Origin of the sequence: Brevibacillus sp. HB2.2, from assembly GCF_013284275.1 — a bacterium.
In the GTDB taxonomy this organism is placed as follows: domain Bacteria; phylum Bacillota; class Bacilli; order Brevibacillales; family Brevibacillaceae; genus Brevibacillus; species Brevibacillus brevis_D.
This window is the reverse complement of the sequence record NZ_JABSUV010000023.1, coordinates 46,561-68,569: the sequence shown is the minus strand read 5'-3', so window position 1 is coordinate 68,569 and position 22,009 is coordinate 46,561. Positions and strand designations below refer to the sequence as shown.

Sequence of the window (22,009 nt, the reverse complement as noted above, 5' to 3'; positions counted from 1 at the left end):
TGTCTTACCTCGGTTACTATTGCCATTTACGAGGCTTATTATACGTGACCAAACTTTTTTCTCCTATTTCGCAGCCTCTGTTGCTTCTTTGGCTTTGCTCTGGTCCACAATAAATTGTCCCTTCCAGTTACCCTTTGTTTTACCGATCCGGTTCACATCGATATTTAAAGTGAGTGGCTGTGGTAGCTTGAATTCACGCGAGGTGAAGGCAAGAACGCCCTCTGGCTTGTTATGATCGGCTATTCCCACCTCTAATTCCTTACCGGACTCGTCTGTTAAGTAGAAAGGCATATTATCCTCTTTGGTCCCGAAAAAGCTTAGGAAACTTGTACCTTCCACGCCTTTATCCTGGTACACAGGATTGCCATTTTCTTCGCCTACCACTTTTAAACCAGTCGTATCGAATTCGAAAGGCACCAGTTCTCCATTTTGTTGTTCAATGCGATAGTGCAGCAGAACCTTGCTATCTTCCGCATACACTTCCGTAAAATGAATCGTAATCCCCTGATCGGTAATTTTTTGATCGATCGGAATGGACAACCCTTTTGCCGCTGCTTGCTTAACCTCTTCACCCACCAAACCGTTCAAGTCTTTTGGATTGTCTGCAAAATAAGAGGTTCCATTTAAAGCCGCATATACTCCAGTCGGCAGTATAATAGCAGCAACTAATCCCATCATAACTAATTTTTTCTTCATCGATACAGTCTCCTTTTTTTTGTGATAGCGATGAAAGGACTGCCTGATGCGCTGATCGAGTTCATTAGGGATCGTGGTTTCGTCCATTTGCTTGGTGAGTGACTGTTTTATGATTTTTTCGATAGACATATTTGGAGCTCCTCCTCATTCCATTCGACGTCAATCCACTCGCGGATTCGCTTTAATGCTAGATGATTTCTCGATTTTGCTGTCCCCACAGGTATTTGCAGCAGTTCGGCTATCTGGTCGTACGTATAATCGTAGTAATACCGATAAATGACGACGATACGCAGCTTGAACGGCAGCTTTTGGATTGCTTGCTGCATCTCTGTGGCAGACTCCATCGCAAGCATTGGCTCATCCGGTGTTTCGACATGTTGCTCTTCTTCCAAGCTCTGTTTTCGTTCTAATAGACGGAATCTTCTCCAAATCTGTCTACGCCAGTTATTCACCTGTCTAATGACAATCCCATTCACCCAGAAAAGAAACGGACGCTTGCGATCATAGGCAGGCAGTGATCTCCATAGCTGATAGTAAATTTCGCTTACAATATCATGAACATCTTCTTTATTCGTGACCATGGCTGCTACGGTACCGTAAATTTTTGTCCGCGTCATGCTGTAGATCACCTCAAAAGCTTCTTGATCTCCATCAAGCAAACGGTCCAGCCACAGTTCTAACATTTGATCATTCATCGGAGGGCCCCCTGAAATTGTATACACCATGTATTGGCTCTCTCGTTCAATATGGTTCACTACTTTATGAAAAAAACCTCTCCAAACGCTTTTACGTGCGTTTAGAGAGGTTTTGGCATTCAAATCAGTGGAACTTGTTCAAGAATTAAATGCGCACCACAGTCGCCTTGCTGACAAGGTCACGCGGGATGCGGTTCTTTGTATCGAAGAGGATCGGTGCGTCAGCCATCTTTTCAGCAACATGAGCCCAATCCGCCTCGGCAAATTCCGTTTGTACAGCAGTCAGGAACAACGCATCTGCTCCATTCACTGCTTTGTCCAGGCTGTCAACCTTGTGATCATACACAGTCGGAACAGCCGGATCGTAGGAACGAACGTCTACTCCTTTTGCCATGAGCACCTTGATCAGGTCGTGGACAGGGCTTACACGGTCGTCATTGGAAAAGTCTTTCATCGCCATTCCCAATACAGCTACACGGCTTCCTGCCAATGTCTTGCCATTCTTCTTCAAGGCTTGCTCGAGCATGCCGATCAACACTTCAGGCACCGCATCATTTGTGTTGCGAGCCAGTTGCAGAATCGGCAGGTTTACTTCCAATTCACGTGCTTTAGGCTGCAAGTAGTACAACGCATTCGGCAAGCAGAAGCCGCCTACACCCGGTCCTGGCGATAACAGGTTTACACGTGTGTGCGTATTAGCAACCTTGATCAGCTCGAACGTATCGATGCCAAATGCCTCAGAGAAACGAGCGAATTCCTGCACCATCGCAATGTTCACATCACGCTGGATGTTCTCGATGACTTTTGCTGTCTCGACTACGCGGATATCCGTAATCGTAATGTCGGTCTCGCTGATGAAGGACAACAACTCTTTACCTTTTTCAGCGCTTTGTTCATTGATGCCACCCAAAACGAGCGGCATATGGATGAACTCTTCAAAAGCACGCCCCTCTGCAATTCGCTCCGAGCAGTATGTCAGGTAGAAATCGACACCCGCAACAAGACCGCTTGTTTCCTCCAAAATCGGCAGAATCACATCTTCTGTCGTTCCTGGTACGACGGTACTGCGGATCATGATCGTATCGCCTTTTTTCAGTACACGACCGAGCGATTGTGCACAGCTTTTCAACGGACCGAGATCAGGATCGCCGTTATGAACAGGCAATCCGACTGTTACAATATAGTTATGGACTTCCGCAGCAGCTTCCTCGTAGGAGGACGTTGCACGGAAACGTTTTGCTTCAATCTGCTCTTTGAGGATCTCTGGCAACGTTTTTCCCTGATAGGACTCCAGGTGATGGGAATGTGCCGCATTGATCTCATCGACGACATGCGGTAAGACGTCAATACCGATGACGTTTGCTCCTTTCATGGCATAGGTAAGCGCCAACGGCAAGCCTACAAACCCCAATCCCACAACAGCTACGCGTACAGGTTGAGTCATTGCGTATCTCCTCTTTCACATTCTCCAAGTAAGGTCCGTATGACTGTAGAAGTCACGCGGCCAACTTGCGTATATTTTTAGGACAGGTAGTAAACACCTGCAGCGATAAAAAGCACACACAATCCGATGAGGACCTTGTACAACGTTTCCAAGGCTGTTCCTCCCCCATACAATCTTGGCTTGTCCTCTTTTTCGTAAAAAGGACGTTGATTGGGCAGAATAGTTTGGTACTCTTTCGCCAAATCAAATTATACTCTCGTTTGAAATATCGTTCAACCCGTCTAACGAGGCAAGGATGCCCCTATGATATACGAAAAACCGATGGACAGGACCATCGCAATAAAGCCAATGGCCCTGTTATCCTTCGCAATTTCCTGATCAACATTAAACGTTGGGGTCATGAATTCAAAAATGAAGTACGCAGACAGCAACAGGAAAAATCCGAATGTCGCCCAAATCAACGCTTCGCCCAAAGACAAATGCGCCTGAATGGAATAACGGAAAATGTTCGCGATCCCAAAAATTTTCCCGCCTGTTGCCATTGCTACTGCCATGTTCCCACGCTTCAATTCTTCCCAAACACGATATCGCGTCACCAGTTCAAAAATGGCTAAGAATAAAACCATCGCCAGTCCAGACACTGTAAAATAAGCTGCAGTTGCAAAATATGGATTGTGTAGAAGGCTTTCCATATGTCCCTCCCGACCTCTTATTTCAATTCGGCAATGGTAGCACCTACGCCGCCTTCTCCTTGACCGCCTAAGCGGAAGGATTTTACATTACGATGACTCCGCAAATACTCGTGCACGCCTTTGCGCAGTACTCCTGTCCCGTGTCCGTGAATAATAGACACCGAGTGCAAGCCTGCCAGCAGTGCATCATCTAAAAACTGATCGATTTCCCGAATGCTGTCCTCGACGTTGTAGCCGCGTAAGTCGAGATCCATCTTGATATTGTCACTGCGACGCTTCACAGAGGTATACGGAGCCGCTTGCGGTTTTTGCTGGATGGAGTTTTGTACATGCATATCATCGCGTTTTACTTTCATTTTCATGATCCCGATCTGCACGAGGAACTCTTCATTGTTTACCTTTTCCAGCACGGTTCCTTTTTGTCCGAAGCTCGTCACCATTACCTCGTCGCCCACCTTGATCTGCGTGGCTCGAACTGCTTTTGCCGGCTTCTTCACCTTTTCCTTCTCCAGCTCAAGCACGGCATTGCCCAAGCGCTTCTTCGCATCGATGAGACGATGCTCCTTGATTTCCATGCCTTCTGCCATCATTTCGCGCAGCTCGCGAATGATTGTTTCCGCTTCTTCTTTTGCGAGTTGGACGGCAATTCGCGCTTCGTCTTCTGCTCGCTCCATTCGTTTGTTTTTCTCTTCAGCAAATTGGGCGCGCTCTTCCTCGAGCTGTCTACGCAGTTCTTCCGCTTCCTGGCGGGCTGCCTTTGCCGCCAACCTGTCTGCTTCCGCCGACTTGCGATTACGCTCCAACGAAGCAATCATGCTCTCGACCTGATTGTCTTCCTCACTGATCGAGCCACGCGCTACATCAATGATATGTTCTGGCAATCCCAAGCGTCTTGCGATGGCAAACGCGTTGGATCTGCCAGGCACCCCGATGAGCAAGCGATAAGTAGGACGCAACGTCTGTACGTCAAATTCTACGCTGGCGTTGATGACTTCGGGTCTATCGTAGGCATACGCCTTCAGTTCACTGTAGTGAGTCGTTGCAACCAATCTCGCACCGGAATCAATCACATGGTCGATGATGGACATGGCCAAAGCAGCACCCTCTGTTGGGTCTGTTCCTGCGCCTAGCTCGTCAAACAACACCAAGCTCTTGTCATCCATTTTCGCTAAGATTTGAATAATATTGGTCATATGGCTCGAGAATGTTGACAGACTCTGCTCGATGGATTGCTCATCCCCGATATCGGCAAAAATGGAGGAGAATACAGTCATCTCGCTCTCTTCCTCCGCCGGAATATGCAAGCCCGCCATCGTCATCAAGGACAGCAGTCCGATTGTTTTGAGGGAAACGGTTTTCCCCCCTGTATTCGGACCCGTCACAACAATTGCCTGATACTCTCCACCTAGCTCCACATCTACTGGAACGACAACTTCACGTGGAATGAGTGGATGACGCGCTTTTCGCATGTTCACGTATCCGCGATCATTGATGCGTGGACAAATCGCCTTCATGCTCCAGGCAAGCTGCGCCTTGGCAAACATAAAATCGAGCTCTGTCAGTGCTTCTGTATTCTCGACCAAAGCCTCTACCGCAAAGGATACTTGCTCCGTCAACACATACAGAATGCGCTCCACTTCACGCTCCTCGCGCAGACGAAGCTCGCGAAGCTTGTTGTTCATCTCGACGATCACTTCCGGTTCGATAAAGAGCGTCGCCCCGGATGCCGACTGATCGTGAACAATTCCACCGAATACCGAACGATACTCCTGCTTCACCGGAATGACGAAACGGTCTCCACGAATCGTAACGATGTTTTCCATCAGCATTTTTTGGTACGTAGACGAGCGTGTCATTTGATCGAGCTTTTCGCGAATGCGGGACTCGAGCTGTCGAATCTCCTGACGCACCTGACGCAATTCAAGACTCGCGCTGTCCAAAATATCGCCGTTTTCATCAACACAGCGGCGAATTTCGGTTTCCAACTCGCGCAGGCCCTCAATACGCTCTGCCTGCTGTTGCAATAATGGCAGCTCGTGATCGTCACACATATCGAGCAAAAACGTTTTGAGCCTGCGTCCGGCCATAACGGTGCTGGCGATATCCAGCAATTCCATCGGGGCGAGCATGGCGTTCAATCTGGCGCGCTGTACGGGGCCGCGGATATCGCGAATGCCACCGAGCGGTACGCTGCCTTTTAAGCGTAACACGGTTGCTGCTTGTTCAGTCCCTTGCTGAGCGGTAATGACTTCATCCAAGCGTAAAAAAGGAATCAGCTCTGATGCTTTTTCTTTTCCATATGTGCAAGATGCCTTGTCAATCAACAGGGCGACTATTTTATCGTATTCTAACGTCTTTAAAACCCGTTGTTCCACTGTGCTCCTCCTTCTTTATCCAGCGGCGACCGTTGTACCGTGCGGGCGGGAGCGACGGTCTATACCGGCAATCATTACGATATCTCCTCATTATAGCATGGCAGCGGAGCTTAGAAAACTTGGGCAACGGATAGCTTCGGACAGGCACCACCGGCGAAGGATAATTTTACACGTTTTCGTTTGGCATAGTTCAGCTCCTTGCGTGAGAGAATGAAAGGTGAAACAACCCTAAAGGAGGAGTACACTTGACGATCATGCGCCATATCGTCCGCTTTATCGTCGCTGCCGTAGTCCTGATGTTTGTCGGCTTTCTGGTCCCCGGCTTTTCAGTTAGCAGTTTTTGGACAGCTCTGCTCGCGGCCGTTGTCATCGCACTGATTGGCTGGGCCGTAGAAGCCATTTTCGGAGAACGAATTTCGCCGTACAATCGGGGTATTATCGGCTTCTTGGTCAGTGCCGTCGTGATTTATCTCACACAGTTCATCGTCTCTGGCTTCCGCGTAACGATTCTTGGAGCGCTCCTGGCTTCCTTGGTAATTGGGATCATCGACTTGTTTATCCCGATCAAAACCCATATGGATTTGCGCAATGGAGATGCCGGGAACAAGCAGGAGACATAGGAAAAATGCAACAAAGAGCCATCCCATCAAAGACGGGGTGGCTCTTCTCCTTTTACCCACAACGTGAAAAGAGAGGCATTTCGCCCCTCTTTTCCTTAATCTATCGGTTTAGCCTTTGCCTCTTCCTGAATGATTTTCAGCAGTTCTTCGTACTCCTGACGTAAGCGGAAGTATTCATCCGCGATATTGACTGCAGAAAGTACGGCAATTTTGGCAGTATCCAGTCGATGGTTGCCGTTTGCGATTTCGTTCATCTTGTCATCAACGAAACCGGCCACCATGCGTATGTGATTGACACTTGCCTTGCCGCTGAGCCGGTATTGTTGGCCAAAGATGTCCACCGTCAAACGATTTTTCCCATCACCTTGCACGAGAGGTACCTCCCTACTGCGACCTTTGCTCTACATTATCCTTTTTTAGGTTACTGAAAATGTCAGATTTCGTCAAGCTGTGTTACACGCGCAATTCAGCACCTGTGTTGTTTTTCAAAGCTTCGATGACAGCAGTAGTCACTTGTTGAATCTCTTCGTCCTGCAAGGTACGCTCTGCGTGACGGAATACGAGGGCAAATGCCATGCTCTTCTTATCCTGGGCAATACGTTCACCCATGTATACATCGAACAGGGTTACGGACTCAAGCAGCTCTCCTGCAGCTTCACGAATCGTTGCTTCCAATGCACCAGCAGCTACACTGCGATCGACAACGAGAGCCAAGTCACGCGTTACCGCCGGGGACTTCGGCAGCTGATTGTAATGTCCAACCTCGGCAGCTACATCAATCAAAACAGCTACATCCAACTGGAATACGTACGTTTCGGTCAGATCATACGCTTTTTCTGTGCCCGGATGAACTTGCCCCAGATAGCCCAGTCGTTTTTCTCCTACCCATACCTCTGCGGTACGTCCTGGGTGCATACCTGCGATGTCTTGAACGGCTTTGTACTCGGTAGCTTGGATGCCCAAACGAGCGAAGAGTGATTCCACAATCCCTTTGGTTTGGAAGAAATCAACAGGCTGCTTGGCGCCCATCCAGTTTTGTGTGAGCAGTTGTCCAGTCAATGCACCTGCTACATACAGACGCTCTTCCGGAAGCTGGGTGAGTGTTTCTTCTTTTGTCAAGAACACACGGCCCAATTCGAAAATCGCAACATCGTGGTTTTGGCGGTTTTTATTGTAAGCGACTGTTTCCAAGAGGCTAGGAATCAAGCTCGTGCGCAGAACGCTATGGTCTTCACTCATTGGCATCATGAGCGCAACAGGGTTTACTTTTTCCTGATGCAGACCCGCTACTGCCTCAACACGATCTGGATGAACCAGTGCATAGGAAATCGCTTCATTCATACCAGTACCGATCAGGTGATGACGGATCGTACGGCGCAATTGCTGTTCTTTTGTCAGCTGTCCCTGTGTGGTCGAACCAGAAGGCAAGCTGGTCGGAATGTTGTCGTAGCCGTACAGACGTGCAACCTCTTCCACCAAATCCTCTGGCAGCGTAATGTCGCCACGTCTCGTTGGAACGGTTACCGTCCATTTGTCGCCCGCTACTTCATACGGGAATTGCAGACGCTCGAAAATCGGCGATACATCAGAAGCAGACATGTCGGTTCCGAGATGCTGATTGATTTTTGCAAGCGTAACGGAAACAACAGCAGGCGCAGCTTCGCTTACAACAGCAGAGCTGATTCCTTTGGATACTGTTGCCCCAGACAGTTGCTGAATCAGCGCAGCGGCGCGCTCACCAGCTTCTTGTACACGTGCTTGGTCAACGCCTTTTTCCCAACGTACGCAGCCTTCTGTACGCATGCCGAGCATACGAGCTGTGCGGCGCACTGTTTTTGGCGTGAACCAAGCTGCTTCGAGAATGATTTCACTCGTCTCACCAGTAATTTCGGAGTTCGCTCCGCCCATTACACCAGCGATCGCCAAGCCTTTGGTCTGGTCGGCAATCAGCAAGGTTTGTGCATCCAGCGCGCGCTCTTGATCGTCCAATGTCACGAGCTTTTCGCCCTCGTTTGCCAGTCGAACGACAATAGAGCGATCAGCTACCTGTGTCGCATCGAAAGCATGTAGCGGCTGACCGTACTCGAGCAGGACGTAGTTCGTTACGTCTACCACGTTATTGATTGGACGAATTCCTGCTGCCATCAGGCGATTTTTCATCCATTGCGGAGATGTCGCGATTTTGGCGTTGGTGAAGTGACGACCGTGGTATTGATAGCATTCATTTGTCGCATCGATCTTAACTTGGATCGGGTTGTCGCCACCGTTTTCGGTCAGCTCGATTTGCGGGAATACCACTTCTTTGCCCAAGATAGCAGCAACCTCGTAAGCAACCCCCAACATGCTCAAGCAATCCGAACGGTTCGGTGTCAATCCCAATTCCAGCACGTAGTCATCCAAGCCGAGGTACGAAACAGCATCCATTCCGATCTCCGCATCCGCTGGCAGAACCATAATGCCTTCTTGCTGATCTTTTGCCAAAAGCTTGTCGTTTAAGCCCAATTCTTTTGCAGAGCAGATCATCCCTTGGGATTCTACACCGCGTAGCTTGGAACGCTTGATGTTCAGACCACCTGGGAGCTTCGCACCGATCAGGGCAACGAGAACTTTTTGTCCCTTGTCTACGTTCGCTGCACCACAAACGATTTGCAGGTCTTCTCCTTGTCCTGCATCAACCACACATACGTTGAGACGGTCTGCATCTGGGTGCTTGCTGCGTTCTTTTACATAACCGATCACAACACCGGATACACCTTCGTTGCGCGATTCAACTGCGTCTACTTCAATCCCGCTGCGAGTCAGCTTTTCAGCCAGCTCCTGGGGCGTCGTTCCACTCAGATCGACGTATTCAGATAACCATTGGTACGATACCTTCATCTTTACCTCTCCTCTCTAGCCTCGATTGAACTGACGCAGGAAACGAACGTCGTTGGTATAAAAATGGCGGATGTCCTCTACCGCGTATTTGAGCATCGCAATTCGTTCCACACCCATACCGAATGCAAAGCCGCTGACTTCCTCAGGGTTGTAGCCGGCCATTTCCAGTACGCGCGGGTGTACCATACCAGCACCCAAAATCTCGATCCAGCCTGTTTGCTTACAAACACGGCAACCGTGACCGCCGCAGTTAAAGCATTGCAGGTCTACTTCTACGGAAGGCTCCGTGAAGGGGAAGAAACTTGGACGCAGACGAATTTGCTGGTTTTCCCCGAACATTTGACGGGCAAACGTCAAGAGGGTACCTTTCAAGTCACTCATCCCGATTTTTTTATCAATCACAAGACCCTCGATCTGCGTGAATTGGTGGGAATGTGTCGCATCGTCATCATCACGGCGATACACTTTACCCGGGCAGATCATTTTGAGCGGGGTCTTGCCTTCTTTTTTCAACATTGTACGTGCTTGCACAGGGGATGTCTGCGTACGGAGCAGCAGCTCTTCTGTGACGTAAAACGTATCTTGCATATCGCGTGCTGGGTGATCCTTCGGCAGGTTCAGCATCTCGAAGTTGAAGTGGTCCATTTCAACCTCAGGACCTTCTGCCACCTCGAAGCCTAGGCCAATGAAGATGTCCTCGATCTCTTCAATGATCCGAGAAAGCGGATGCATGGTGCCTGCTGGTACTGGGCGTCCAGGCAGTGTCACATCGATCGTTTGAGAAGAAAGCTTGGCAAAGAGAGCCGCTTCTTCAAATGCTTTTTGTTTACCGGAGAACGCTGCCTCCAGCGCTTCCCTTACTTCATTCACCAGCTGACCTACAACTGGACGCTCTTCTGGGGACAGGCTGCCCATGCCGCGCAGCAGTTCTGTCAACTCGCCCTTTTTCCCCAGGTATTTGACGCGCAAATCCTGAAGTTGTGCGGCTTCTGTCACTTGGCTGATTTGGCCCAGTGCGGACTCTTTCATTTCTTGCAACCGAGTTTGCACTTCGAATCGCTCCTTTATTTCTGTTTTGGAAAAAGAAAAACCCGCCCCTCAAAAAGGGACGAGTTACTTTTTTCTCGCGGTACCACCCTTGTTAGACAATTCGCTTCCACCCTGTGACAACTCCATGACAATATCACTAGTGGAAAGAGACATTTGTCTCACTTCAGATCATTGGTAACGGGTATGACCCGGCTGCTCCTACTGCGCGAAAAGCGGTTCAGAGTGCGGCTTTGGAGTGAATTCGGCAGCTATCATGTTAAAGATGCTCGCAGTCTGTGGCATCTTCTCCCTGAAAAAACAGATAGGTCCTGCGTACTAGTCTCCGTCATCGCTTTACGTTATAATTGTGACGTAAGGAAAATTATAGCGTAACAAGAGAGAACTTTCAATTCTACAAATGTTACATATCCAGATTGTGTTTTCAAGTGTATGTTACCCATTCGAAAGGGGATTTTGACATGATAGATAATGTTTCCGCCCTTTACGATAAGACAAGCAGCTGCCGCCATTGCCAAGCGACCTTTTCGACCAAAAGGATCAGAAGCGGCACGTTGACGATGGTCAACCGCGACAGCGATTTTTATACCACTTTTAAAGAACAATCTTTAAATCCCATTTTATATACCGTCAATGTCTGTCCTGAATGCGGCTTTGCTTTTACGGATCAATTCCGGGACAAGCTCGCCCCCTGGCAAAAACAGATTGTGGATGAACAAATCTCCTCGAAATGGAAGCCAAAAGATTTTGGCAAGGTTCGACACGTACCAGAAGCCGTTGTCAGCTACAAGCTGGCTATTTATGCAGCTGAAATAACGGATCAGCCCCATTCTGTAAAAGCAGGTCTGTATTTGCGCCTTGCATGGCTTTATCGATACCAAAAAAATGTCACGGAAGAAATGCGCTTTATCGATATGGCCGTGGAAGAATATGAACAATCGTATATTCATTCCGATTATACACGCGGTGACAAAGAAATGACCGAAGTCCGCTTGCTGTACTTGATTGGTGAGCTCTATCGCAGACTCGAAAAGTTTGACTTAGCCATTAAATATTTCGGCAAGGCTCTCGCCTTTCGCAACCACACCATTGAGAGCGGCATTATCCGGATGGCGCAGGATCAATGGCAACTCGCTCGTGAAGAGTATAAAGAGAAAAAGAACGAGCAAAAGATCGGCTAGACATGCCGATCTTTTTTTTAATGTAGGTCCCATGTAATCATTCCGGTGGATCACACAAACAAAGCCGATCATCCTCATTATTCTCGAGGATGTCGGCTTTCCCTATTATCTTCTTTTGCGCTGTGCCTCATAGACAAATATTCCTGCCGCAACCGCTGCATTCAGCGACTCCGCTCCGCCGTAAAGCGGAATGTGGACGAATTGATCAGCTTTGGCAAACATCTCTTTGGAGACGCCTCTTCCTTCATTGCCGATGACCAGTGCCGTCAGACCAGCATAATCAGCCTCGTCATAGGAAACACTGTTTTGCTCCAACGAAGAAATGAGAACTCTCCCTCCCTTTGCCTTCCATTCATCAGCCGTGTCAACTAACGATTGTGTAAAGACCGGGATGCGGAACAGTGCCCCCATTGTTGCCCGTACCACTTTTCCATTGTAAATATCGACACTGCCACTCCCCAGTACGACACCATCGATTGCAGCCGCTTCTGCTGTGCGCAAAATCGTGCCGAGGTTGCCCGGGTCTTGTATTTCGTCCAAAAAGAGGAGCAGTAAGCTTCCTTGTTCCTCTCTCTTCTGATCCACCCATTTTGCCCAATCTGCTGCTGTTTTTTTCACTTCGGCCACAATTCCTTGCGGTGACTTCGTTTCGGACAGCTTCGCCAGCACTGTCTCTGACGCAGCAATGACCTGAACAGCTTCCGGATGATTAGCCAGAGCACGCTGACAAGCAGGGTCCATGTCACGCTGCTGATCGTAAATCACCGTGACTACCTCCGCCCCACTTTTTAACGCCTCTTCTACCAGATGCGCCCCTTCCACGAGAAAACGCTGCTGCTCTTCCCGTCCTTTCCGTGATAGCAGCTGGTGCAATCGCTTTACCAGAGGGTTTTGTACTGAAGTAATGATTTCATTTGTCATAAACCTATGCCCGCTCCTCAAATTCGCGTAAGTCTTTGTTGTTCCCGATCACCACAAGCACGTCGCCGTATTGGATGACTTCATCCGGGCTAGGAGCGATATTGAATTTATCTCCGCTTTTGATGGCAATCACGTTGACCTCGTATTTTTTCCGAATATCCAGTTGGCGCAAGTTTTGACCGACCAGCTTGGACGACACGACTACCTCCGCTACGCTGTAGTCCTCTGCCAGCTCAATAAAGTCAAGTACGTTAGAAGAGATCAGATTGTGGGCGACCCGAACACCCATGTCACGCTCAGGGAATACGACACGGTCAGCTCCCACCTTGTACAATACCTGTCCATGACGCTCATTCTGTGCTTTTGCCACGATCTTTTTGACACCTAAGTCTTTCAGCGTCAACACCGTCAGGATACTCGCCTGAATATCGACCCCAATGGCCACGACAACTACGTCAAAATTGCGGATGCCGATTTCCTTCAAGGCGCGTTCATCCGTAGAATCAGCTGCTACCGCGTGCGTTACATACTGAATATTTTCGTTAATGCGCTCCTCGTTCTCATCTATACCCATCACTTCATAATCCATCTCGTACAGCGTTCTCGCCACGCTAGAACCAAAACGTCCCATCCCGATAATGGCAAATTGCTTGGACATGTTAATCTTCCCCTTTACGGAACTTACCAATAACAAGCATTATAGCACAACCAAAACATCCCCCACAAAACGGTCATGAACGTTTTGTACGAAAAGTATGGTATGACAAATCAGCGTTTACAAATACTATTTCTTGAATTCATTCTCACAAGAGAGGTGCAAGCGCGGTCATGAATATTGCCTCACTCAATTTACGTCAAGCGATCATGTACAAAATGCAAGGCTCAGATCCAAACGAAGTGGAAGAGACCATCAGTGATGCTATCTCAAGCGGTCAGGAGAAGACACTGCCAGGGTTAGGGGTTTTGTTTGAAGTTCTGTGGCAAAACAGCGATGCTTCCTCACGTCAATCCATGATTACGACTATCGCGGAACACTTGCCTGAGCAAGCCGAAAAGCCAATCTAACCATTTCTTTTTCGAACAGACATGCTACAAAGGGAGGGACTCCTATGTCCCTCCCTTTGCATTATTCACTTCTCGACCTTTGTTGAACCGATTGCGTATGAATTGGGTAATTGCCAGCAAGATAGGGATGATGATAGTGATCAAATATCCTACATTGGTCAAATGCTGTGTATAAGAAAACAGCTCCACTATATTTTGCGGCACTAACGTTAGGAAAAAAAGAGGCATCATGATCACAATCGCGGTGATTTGCTGAAAACGAATGCCTTTGTGGAACAAGCGCCGCAATGAAAAAATCGTCGCGTAAAGCATATTCCCGATCGTTGTAAATACGGAAGCAACCCAAATCGCAAGAAAGGCGGACTCAAAACGCTCCAAAAACCAGCCGGTTTTCTGCGTTACCTTGACCAGTTCAAGTGTAGGCCACACCAGCCTCTGCAATTCTTCATAGCCAAATACAGTAATGCCTGCGACAACTGTAATCACATAAACGACAAGAGCAAAGCTCATCCCTGTCATGCTAGCCACCCCAAGCCTTGCCCCAGGAATAGCGAAGGCAAAGTAAACCATTAACAACTCATACCCAGTGTAGAGCGTATACGTATTCAGCCCCGTTTTCACGACGTTTGTCCATGACTCGAATCGGAATGGCAATAAATTGTACCAATCTGCGTTCATGAAGGAGACGAGCGGAATCAAGAGAGACGGCAAAAGGAGGAAAGGAATCAACAGCTCATTTACCCTTGCCACAACTTCAATCTCATGACAACAAAGAAACACGACCAACAATAGCAGCGTGATGATAATTACTTCCAGTGGGGTTTGCGGCAATACGGAGGTCACGACGACTTCCCCGAACAATCTGGCTGTGATTCCCGCATTAAGGAACTGATAGAGTATGAAAAGAAATATACACAGGGTACCGATGGCAACACCAAATATCTTCGGCATAAATTCCACAAAGGTAAGCCCAGGAAACTGGTTGCCTAAATAAACGATAGCCGCCACAGCCACGGATGCTATGAAAGCACCTGCAATAGGGCCTATCCACCCCATTTGATGAAGAAGTTCGGTTGCCGTTCTCGGGATGACAAGGATACCCACCCCGATCATCGAACTGACCATAATGCTTGTCAGTTGCCAGGTACCAAAATTCCGTTTCTGATTCTCCACAGTGATCGCTCTCCTATTGCATTTCCATACCAAGACGGCGCAGCTTGATTGTGTATGTAACACGAATCGGAAAATCCTTGAAATCTTGCTTCCAGTTGTGCGTTTTCCAGTAGTCTTGGTAATGCTTTGCACGCAGTGTAAGGCCCAGTTTCAAAATGTCACTATTGTACTGCTTTTGTAATTGCTGCAAGAGCTTCTTTGCACGGTTTTCCATTTCTTTTTTAATAAGCGCTTGCATTTGTAAGATGAATTGCTCAGGAGGAATTTTCAGGTTTTCTGTAAGTTCGACAATATCCCCTTGGAGCTCACATTGATAAGTAGCGGAAGACGATTTGTGAATGATCACCTTTTTTTTTACAAAATGCGGACGAAAGCTCACATATCCGTTCTTGGTTTTCGGCAAGGGAATCACAATGTCTCCACCTGGTTTTTCATTTCGCAGCTGAAGTAATACCCATGACTGCACGTGATCCAATATCCCCACCATCTTGTGTCCGCGAAAAACAGCAACCCCTTTCCAGCTCACCTCATTATTTCTTGCCTCTACATAATTCAAAAACGGCTCCATGGTTAGATTAGAGGTCTGATTGAAATAGTCGCCCAACGTTTGGTCTGGAATTCTTCCTAATTTCATGCCATTTTCGATCAGCCCCATCATATAGACGACTGGAATCGGCTCGATTCTCGGTTTGATTTCCAGCAAGGTAGCCGCCTTGCCCTTCACGACGATCGGCCACAGAAGTCGCCGTATTTGCGGTTCGCGACGAAAACTGTCCATAATGTCTTGGATTCCCTTTCTAGCGATCTCCTCACTTACGGCAAGAATACGCGTATGTCCAAGAAACAATCGTTGGTTTAGCCGCATTTGCAAGTTGTTGGAAGCATCTGTCACCGTTCTTCCTGTCACGCTCATGATTTTCACGGCATCCGCATTATTTCCTCCGCCCTTCCCGCTACTCCCCGCGATTTTGATGGGTATAGGGATTTGGACGGTCATTTTATACAGATTTTCATTTTCTTCATCCCGATCTATCGCAATGGCCAACACCGATGCCCGTTCTTCCAATTCACGTCTGTCCCAGCACCCTGTCAGTAGGATTGTAGAGATGATCAACAAAGCGAAGTATCTAAGCGACTTACCCATCGATATTCCGCCCCTCTCGTCGGGTCACCATGTCGCGGATGAGGATTGCTACCCAGTAAACGACAGGGATCAGCAAATTAATGACCAGGCTAGACAACCCAAGGAACGACGCCATACTGAATACTTCCGTGATATTTTGTGGAATGAGGGCAAAGAAGAATAAAGGGATGAGAAGGACAGAAGCCACGATTCTTTGAAACCTGATTCCTTTACGAAACAACTGTCTCAATGAATAAACAACTACGTAATACGCATTGGCTACCGTAGTAAAAACAGCCGAAACCCACACTGCCAAAAAAGCGGACTCCAATCGTTCCAAGATCAATCCAGGCACCTGAGTCGTCTTGACCAATTCTAGTGTTGGCCACGTCACCCTTTGCAGCTCTTCGTAACCAAACACCGAAATACCCGCGACCACAATCAACATGTAGAGTGATGCTGCAATCAATAAACTGTACAATCCCGCTAATTCCCTGTTCGTGTTTTGTTGCGCATAAGCGAAAAAGATGAACATAATTTCAAAACCGGAATAGGAATAAATTCCTTCGTACACTCCTTCTACCATTGATCGGATCGACACATGATTAATCGGCAGGAGATTCCCAATTTCCGACTTTTGAAATGACGCAATCGCGATAAAAAGAAGGGGAAAGATAATAAAAGGAAACAGCAGCTCGTTTACTCGCGCTACTACTTCCACCTCATGCATACACAAAAATAGTATCAACAAAAACATCGTCATGAGCATAACTTCCAACGGAGTCTGCAACAGAACGGATGTGACAACTACTTCACCAAATACACGCGAGACGACGGCCGTGGAGAAATACAGGTATACCAGATAGATACAAATCCAAGGAAGGCTGAAAACTTTTCCCACCCAAGGCCGTTTGGCAGATCCCCACACCTTGTGACTGTATTCAATAAAGGTTTCCCCTGGATAACGCTTGCTCAATTTGACAATTAACCATAAGGAGACATACGCACCTGCTGAGCCAATCAGAGGGGCGATCCAGCCTGCCTCATATAATTTCGAACTGGTTGTGCGAGGAAGGGTCAAAACTCCGACACCGATTAAGGTACTTGTCATGAGACAAATTTGCTGCCACATCGATAGAGTCTGGTGCCAGCCGTGCCCTTCCCTCCTGTTCATTTCTGGTTATCCTCCTCTCTGATCCGGATTTTATCTTGAACGTGAAACATCATCGGTCTTGTTTTCAACATGTGATGGGGTGCCCGTATGAACAAGTCCTTCATTCCATTCAGGTTGAGCGGACTAAGCGGGCTCATATAGGGCACTCCAAACGATTTCAGTGAAGACAAATGAATGAGGATGACAATCAAAAACAGCATAATCCCGTATAGACCAAACATTCCTGCCAGAATCATTACCGGAAAGCGGAGCATGCGTATAGCAATCGCTGCACTGTAACTTGGGGATGCAAACGAGCCAATTGTCGTTACAGCCACGATGATCACCATGACAGGACTGACAAGCCCAGCCGTTACCGCTGCTTCCCCAACCACGAGTGCCCCAACAATCCCAATCGTAGGACCGATTGGCCCCGGCAGCCTCACACTCGCTTCCCTCAATATTTCAATGGCCAACTCCATAGACAGCGCTTCGATTAAAGAAGGGAATGGAACGGTAGATCGTCCTGCCGCCATCGCAATGACCAGTCGAGAAGGGATCATCTCTGGATGAAACGAACTAAAAGCGATATAAAGAGACGGCAACAACAAGGCAATGCTGATACTGATAATCCGAATGAAACGAATCAAGGTCGCGATATAAAACCGCTCGTAATAATCCTCAGGACTCTGATAAAACTGCGAAAAAACAGCCGGAGCAATCAATCCGAACGGAGTCCCATCTACCAGAATGCCTACCTTCCCTTCCAAAAGATTGGCCACTACTTTGTCCGGGCGCTCCGTATTTTGAATCTGCGGAAATGGAGACCATCTCCGATCCTGGATCATTTGTTCGATGTACCCGCTCTCCAGCACAGAATCCACCCGAACATTACTCTCGATTCGCGCAATCACTTCCTCTACCATCGGGGGATACGCAATACCCTCGACGTACATGATGTAAATGTCAGTCTGCGTTCGTTCTCCGACAACCATATGTCGCACTCTGAGATTCGGGTCCTTCAAGCGGAAGCGGATTAGTGCTGAATTCACACACAACGTCTCACAGAAACCATCGCGTGGCCCTCGTACGACGGATTCCGTCTGAGGCTCTTCCACTGAACGCCTGTCCCAACCTCTCGTGTTATTCAAATAAGCATTTTGACATCCATCGAGGATCAGTACCGCACATCCAGACAAAATATTTCGGACGATCTGCCTCAGTTTGTCTGTCAAATCCAGCTCATTTGTAGCCGGATCATTATAGGTGATATCGGGAGTCGTCATATAGCGAATAATAAAATCACTGATGACATTTCGATCCACCATGCCATCTATAAAAACGATAGCGGCTTGCGTCTTTGTCTTCGTTTGAAAACGACGAACGACGAGATCGTCACACTTTCCAAGCTGCGCTTGAATCAATTGGATGTTTTCCTCCACATTTGTAGTGAGCGCAACATCCGATACGCTTTCCATGCTCTTGTCGGAGTGCTGCTCCAACGTTTTTGACTGGAGGGCTTCTTTTCTTTTTTTCCATGCTTGAAAAAACTGGCTCAAGCTGCTCACCCTTATCCATGGAATGTAGAATGTAGACTGTCTACAGGTACGGATAGTGTACCCAATAATGGAAAGGAAATCCCGTAAATGGCGTATTACAAAAGAAAAACAGGTCCAACCTAAGTCGGACCTGTCAAGCGACTACCTCGCGTTTGTTTTCAAATTTCTCGTAGCTCTTCTCCAGCATGATCGCCTTTAAGATCTGGACACAATCCCAAACCTCTGTATAAGTCGTATAGAAAGCAACGGGGGCTAACCGGATGATGTTTGGGGCACGGAAGTCAGGAATAATGCCGGCTTCCTTCAAGGCCTTGCATATACGTATGGCCTCTTCGTGCTCAAGGCTGACATGCCCACCTCGGCGATCGTCCTGCTGTGGGTTCGCAATCGTAAATCCCATGTCTGCCAGCTCCACCTCGATCAAATCCATCATGAACCGCGTTAAGCCGAGTGACTTGGTCCGAAGCTTTTCCATGGACACCTCCTGGAACATTTCCAACGAACCAAGCAGTGGGGCGAGACTCAGCATATGTGGGGTACCAATCTGGTAAGCGCCCGCACTTTCGCATGCCTCCAGCGTATGATCCATGTCAAATTGCTTATCCTTTTTCGAGCTGAACCATCCCGCCAATCCAGGAGTCCTGCCAAAATGCTTGCGATTGACATATAGGCTACCCACGCTTCCAGGCCCTGCATTTACGTATTTGTAGTTGCACCAGTAGGCAAAGTCCACTCCCCATTTACTGAAGGAATGCGGGATCGCTCCTACAGAGTGACATCCGTCAAAACCAATCAGAATGCCTCTCTCATGTGCGGCTGCTGTCAACCGTTCGATATCGAGCAGCTGGCCACTGCGATACAGGACGGTAGGAAGGACAACGAGTGCTACTTCATCCGTCATCGCATCGATAATATCCTCTTCTTCAATCAGGCGACCATCTCTTGACGCTACCCGAACCAAATGCTCTTCCGGGTCCAGCCCGTGGAGCTTCATTTGACTCTGGAGTGCGTATATATCCGTAGGGAAATCCAGTTCGGTGGCAACGACCTTCGACCTCTTCCCAACAGGACGATAGAAGGTAGCTGCCAGCTGATGCAGGTTGATCGTCGTAGATCCCGTGACGATCACTTCCTCCGGGCTTGCCCCTACAAGCGCGGCGCTCATCTCTGCCAATTTCTCCGAAAAGAAAAACCACGGATGACGACCCGTTGTCCAGCCTTCCACACCCAGCTCCTTCCAAGACTGCATCATATCCATGACGCTCTTTTCCGCTCTTTTTGACATGAGGCCAAGCGAGTTTCCATCCAAATACAGGCTCGGAAGCAAATAAAACTCTTCGCGATAGCTCGCGAGTTCGTCCTGTGCATCCAATTGCTGTGCGTACGCTTTCGTTAAGCCGCTCGATTGAGACATAACTACCTCCTCAGCTTGTTCCATCGTTATTTCTATTATAGGCTGAATTTTCAAACAAGAGAATCCTTTTTACAAAAAGAAAATCCCGTGCCACCTACGACACGAGATTCTTATCCAAATATAGTTGTATTCCCCAAATGACTAGCAAGATTTGCGCGATGCAAAAGAGCGGGAGCAGAATGCGAAAAGAGGTATGCTTGGTCTTATGCCGTTGAATGAGCATACCCTCAAACGCCCCAATCCCTCCTCCTAAAAATGCGACCAAAAAAAGGCTCATTTCTGGAACCCGAAAACCTTTTTCTTTAGCCAGACGCTTGTCTGCCTGCATCAGGTAATAAGCATAGCCATTCACCAGTAAAGCTCCTGCCGCCAGCACCCAAACATTCGAATTGAAGTATCCGACCAAGAGGAGGGCCCAACTAATAACGAGCAGCAACATGAAATTGCGGCGGTGGGCAGCTAATTGTTGATGGTACATTTCTTATTCTCCTTTTGCCCGATATGCCCGATTTGCCATAAACTGCTTGCGTACGAAAAATACCACAGCCAATACAATCACGATCACCAGCAAAGCGTAGAAACCGTATTTACGGATGACCTCGATAATGGCTTCCACATTATTACCGAATACATGGCCGAGAAAGTAAAAGGCAATGGTCCAAATCAACCCGATCGGATATGATAGCACCGCATAACGCCGAAACGTCATACCACCAAGCCCGACCAAATAAGGTACGACATGACGGACAACCGGAAATAAGTAACTGATGCAAAGAGCAGTAGTTCCATACTTCTCCAGCAAGCTCGTTGATCGATTCACGGCGTTCCTCATTTTCTCGGTTTTGCACAGCCACTGCAATATCGGTTTCCCAAAGTACTTTCCAAGTAAAAAGCCAATCGTCAATCCGGAGGCAACCCCTAAATATCCCGCCAAAAAAGAATACCAAGGGTTTAACATGCCAATGGAGGCAAGAAATCCTCCTGTAGCGACAACCAGCTCATCGGGAATCGGCAAGCCTACAATCCCCAGCCAAAGCATGAAAAAAATCGCTACGTAACCGTATTGCTCTATGATGGACATTAGCAGGTCGACTTCCATGAGGCAAAATCCCCTATCCTTGCCACAGTGCGGTCATTTCTTGACATACTAGCAGCTATGGCATCGCACGATATCTGACTCTATGTATTACGTTATGAACCTCAAAAAAGGTACTTGTTTATTGTGCAATAGATTTGCGTATTTTATCAAGCACAGATACAACAGACGACCCTATCCTGATAGATGCTTGAGCGCTTCACGCCTGGACAAACTCGCAAGTGGAGTCGCTTCTACAAATTCACGCACGGCTTTGGGATTGGTTTTCGCATACTCTCTCAACGCCCAGCCGATTGCCTTCTGAATAAAAAACTCTTTGGAATCCGCGCATCTTTCCACCAAGGAAAAGAGCAGCCGCTGATCGGTCTTGTCCTTGTACGACAATTGAAATAAAATGGCCGTTCGTTGCAGCCACATGTTGGTCCCATCCATCCAGGTTGTCGCATTCGGTTCGATCAGTTCGGGATGTACGGCGAACAATTTGCCCGTTGTATGGGAAGCCAGATAATCTACGGTATCCCACCACGATTTTGTCGTAATCAGTTCGACAACGAACGGGAGATGGTTAGGGGTGAGACGCTTTTTGGACTTCTCGAGTACGTCAAGCGCTACATACTGGTACTCTCGCGCTGGCAAAGCCCACAAGGACCGAACGACCTGCTCCCAATCTTCGGGTACACCATACTCACGAAAGATTTGTTTGGTCAGTTCTTTGCGCTATGGTGATTTTATCCCCAGAAAAGGAAAATGATTTTTCATGTACTGCGCCATGGGGCCAGCCACAATCGAATCACTATGTGCACGCAACCGTTCCTCGACAGCCTCCGTATACTCACTTGCGTTCATCCGCGTCTCCTCCCACCCCATCTGATCATCCG

General features: G+C 48.0%; 20 protein-coding genes and 1 pseudogene. 3 read left to right on the top strand and 18 right to left on the bottom strand.

Annotated elements, in window-relative coordinates:
* Nucleotides 1–63 precede the first annotated feature (63 nt).
* The 5 genes from HP401_RS17700 to HP401_RS17680 all read right to left on the bottom strand — a co-directional run bounded on the left by HP401_RS17700 (nucleotide 64) and on the right by HP401_RS17680 (nucleotide 5,902).
* A complete protein-coding gene (locus HP401_RS17700; protein WP_173605932.1) occupies nucleotides 64–825 on the bottom strand; it encodes a DUF4179 domain-containing protein in 762 nt (253 codons plus the stop codon).
* Nucleotides 804–1,391, bottom strand: a complete 588-nt coding sequence (locus tag HP401_RS17695; protein ID WP_173605931.1) for a sigma-70 family RNA polymerase sigma factor — start codon at nucleotides 1,389–1,391, stop codon at nucleotides 804–806. Before HP401_RS17695 ends, HP401_RS17700 begins: the two co-directional genes overlap by 22 nt.
* Nucleotides 1,392–1,536: 145 nt before the next feature.
* Nucleotides 1,537–2,835: a nucleotide sugar dehydrogenase gene (locus HP401_RS17690; RefSeq protein ID WP_173605930.1), complete on the bottom strand. Its 1,299-nt coding sequence runs from the start codon at nucleotides 2,833–2,835 to the stop codon at nucleotides 1,537–1,539.
* Nucleotides 2,836–3,116: 281 nt separating this feature from the next.
* Nucleotides 3,117–3,527: a DUF350 domain-containing protein gene (locus HP401_RS17685; RefSeq protein WP_007728502.1), complete on the bottom strand. Its 411-nt coding sequence runs from the start codon at nucleotides 3,525–3,527 to the stop codon at nucleotides 3,117–3,119.
* Nucleotides 3,528–3,544: 17 nt separating this feature from the next.
* Nucleotides 3,545–5,902: an endonuclease MutS2 gene (locus HP401_RS17680; protein ID WP_064200969.1), complete on the bottom strand. Its 2,358-nt coding sequence runs from the start codon at nucleotides 5,900–5,902 to the stop codon at nucleotides 3,545–3,547.
* Nucleotides 5,903–6,147: 245 nt separating this feature from the next.
* Here HP401_RS17680 and HP401_RS17675 point away from each other — a divergent pair, with 245 nt between their 5' ends.
* On the top strand, nucleotides 6,148–6,522 hold the full coding sequence (locus HP401_RS17675) for a phage holin family protein (RefSeq protein WP_041749319.1): 375 nt from the start codon (nucleotides 6,148–6,150) through the stop codon (nucleotides 6,520–6,522).
* 95 nt (nucleotides 6,523–6,617) lie between these two features.
* On the opposite strand, the gene zapA is transcribed toward HP401_RS17675, so the two are convergent.
* From zapA to pheS, 3 genes are all read right to left on the bottom strand, one after another.
* On the bottom strand, nucleotides 6,618–6,893 hold the full coding sequence (gene zapA / locus HP401_RS17670; RefSeq protein WP_007728510.1) for a cell division protein ZapA: 276 nt from the start codon (nucleotides 6,891–6,893) through the stop codon (nucleotides 6,618–6,620).
* An 82-nt stretch (nucleotides 6,894–6,975) separates the two neighbouring features.
* On the bottom strand, nucleotides 6,976–9,399 hold the full coding sequence (pheT, locus tag HP401_RS17665; RefSeq protein WP_173605929.1) for a phenylalanine--tRNA ligase subunit beta: 2,424 nt from the start codon (nucleotides 9,397–9,399) through the stop codon (nucleotides 6,976–6,978).
* Between the two features lie 15 nt (nucleotides 9,400–9,414).
* Nucleotides 9,415–10,449, bottom strand: a complete 1,035-nt coding sequence (pheS, locus tag HP401_RS17660) for a phenylalanine--tRNA ligase subunit alpha (RefSeq protein WP_087345341.1) — start codon at nucleotides 10,447–10,449, stop codon at nucleotides 9,415–9,417.
* Between the two features lie 458 nt (nucleotides 10,450–10,907).
* Here pheS and HP401_RS17655 point away from each other — a divergent pair, with 458 nt between their 5' ends.
* Nucleotides 10,908–11,627 (top strand): DUF2225 domain-containing protein, encoded by a 720-nt coding sequence (locus HP401_RS17655; RefSeq protein ID WP_173605928.1) that lies wholly within the window; start codon nucleotides 10,908–10,910, stop codon nucleotides 11,625–11,627.
* A gap of 105 nt (nucleotides 11,628–11,732) precedes the next feature.
* On the opposite strand, the gene HP401_RS17650 is transcribed toward HP401_RS17655, so the two are convergent.
* Together HP401_RS17650 and HP401_RS17645 are read right to left on the bottom strand one after the other, a co-directional pair.
* The gene (locus HP401_RS17650) at nucleotides 11,733–12,548 is read right to left on the bottom strand and encodes a TrmH family RNA methyltransferase (RefSeq protein WP_016739036.1); all 816 of its coding nucleotides are present in this window, start codon (nucleotides 12,546–12,548) and stop codon (nucleotides 11,733–11,735) included.
* A gap of 4 nt (nucleotides 12,549–12,552) precedes the next feature.
* Complete coding sequence (locus tag HP401_RS17645; protein WP_007728524.1) at nucleotides 12,553–13,206, bottom strand: potassium channel family protein; 654 nt, start codon at nucleotides 13,204–13,206, stop codon at nucleotides 12,553–12,555.
* 170 nt (nucleotides 13,207–13,376) lie between these two features.
* Between HP401_RS17645 and sspI the strand changes: the two genes are divergently transcribed.
* On the top strand, nucleotides 13,377–13,613 hold the full coding sequence (sspI, locus tag HP401_RS17640) for a small acid-soluble spore protein SspI (RefSeq protein WP_012685360.1): 237 nt from the start codon (nucleotides 13,377–13,379) through the stop codon (nucleotides 13,611–13,613).
* Nucleotides 13,614–13,655: 42 nt separating this feature from the next.
* Here sspI and HP401_RS17635 read toward each other — a convergent pair whose 3' ends face one another.
* The 8 genes and pseudogenes from HP401_RS17635 to HP401_RS17600 form a co-directional block, all read right to left on the bottom strand.
* Nucleotides 13,656–14,786, bottom strand: a complete 1,131-nt coding sequence (locus tag HP401_RS17635) for a GerAB/ArcD/ProY family transporter (protein WP_173605927.1) — start codon at nucleotides 14,784–14,786, stop codon at nucleotides 13,656–13,658.
* Between the two features lie 13 nt (nucleotides 14,787–14,799).
* Nucleotides 14,800–15,930 (bottom strand): Ger(x)C family spore germination protein, encoded by a 1,131-nt coding sequence (locus HP401_RS17630; RefSeq protein WP_173605926.1) that lies wholly within the window; start codon nucleotides 15,928–15,930, stop codon nucleotides 14,800–14,802.
* A complete protein-coding gene (locus tag HP401_RS17625) occupies nucleotides 15,923–17,083 on the bottom strand; it encodes a GerAB/ArcD/ProY family transporter (protein ID WP_173605925.1) in 1,161 nt (386 codons plus the stop codon). Before HP401_RS17625 ends, HP401_RS17630 begins: the two co-directional genes overlap by 8 nt.
* Complete coding sequence (locus tag HP401_RS17620; protein ID WP_064200977.1) at nucleotides 17,080–18,621, bottom strand: spore germination protein; 1,542 nt, start codon at nucleotides 18,619–18,621, stop codon at nucleotides 17,080–17,082. The genes HP401_RS17625 and HP401_RS17620 overlap by 4 nt, the downstream gene beginning before the upstream one ends.
* A gap of 133 nt (nucleotides 18,622–18,754) precedes the next feature.
* A complete protein-coding gene (gene kynU / locus HP401_RS17615; RefSeq protein ID WP_173605924.1) occupies nucleotides 18,755–20,035 on the bottom strand; it encodes a kynureninase in 1,281 nt (426 codons plus the stop codon).
* Between the two features lie 94 nt (nucleotides 20,036–20,129).
* Nucleotides 20,130–20,513, bottom strand: a complete 384-nt coding sequence (locus tag HP401_RS17610; protein ID WP_041749318.1) for a DUF1294 domain-containing protein — start codon at nucleotides 20,511–20,513, stop codon at nucleotides 20,130–20,132.
* Between the two features lie 3 nt (nucleotides 20,514–20,516).
* Nucleotides 20,517–21,134, bottom strand: coding sequence for a DedA family protein (locus HP401_RS17605; protein WP_012685353.1), 618 nt, complete (start codon nucleotides 21,132–21,134; stop codon nucleotides 20,517–20,519).
* A gap of 171 nt (nucleotides 21,135–21,305) precedes the next feature.
* A pseudogene (locus HP401_RS17600) lies at nucleotides 21,306–21,977 on the bottom strand (DNA alkylation repair protein).
* Between the last annotated feature and the right edge of the window lie 32 nt (nucleotides 21,978–22,009).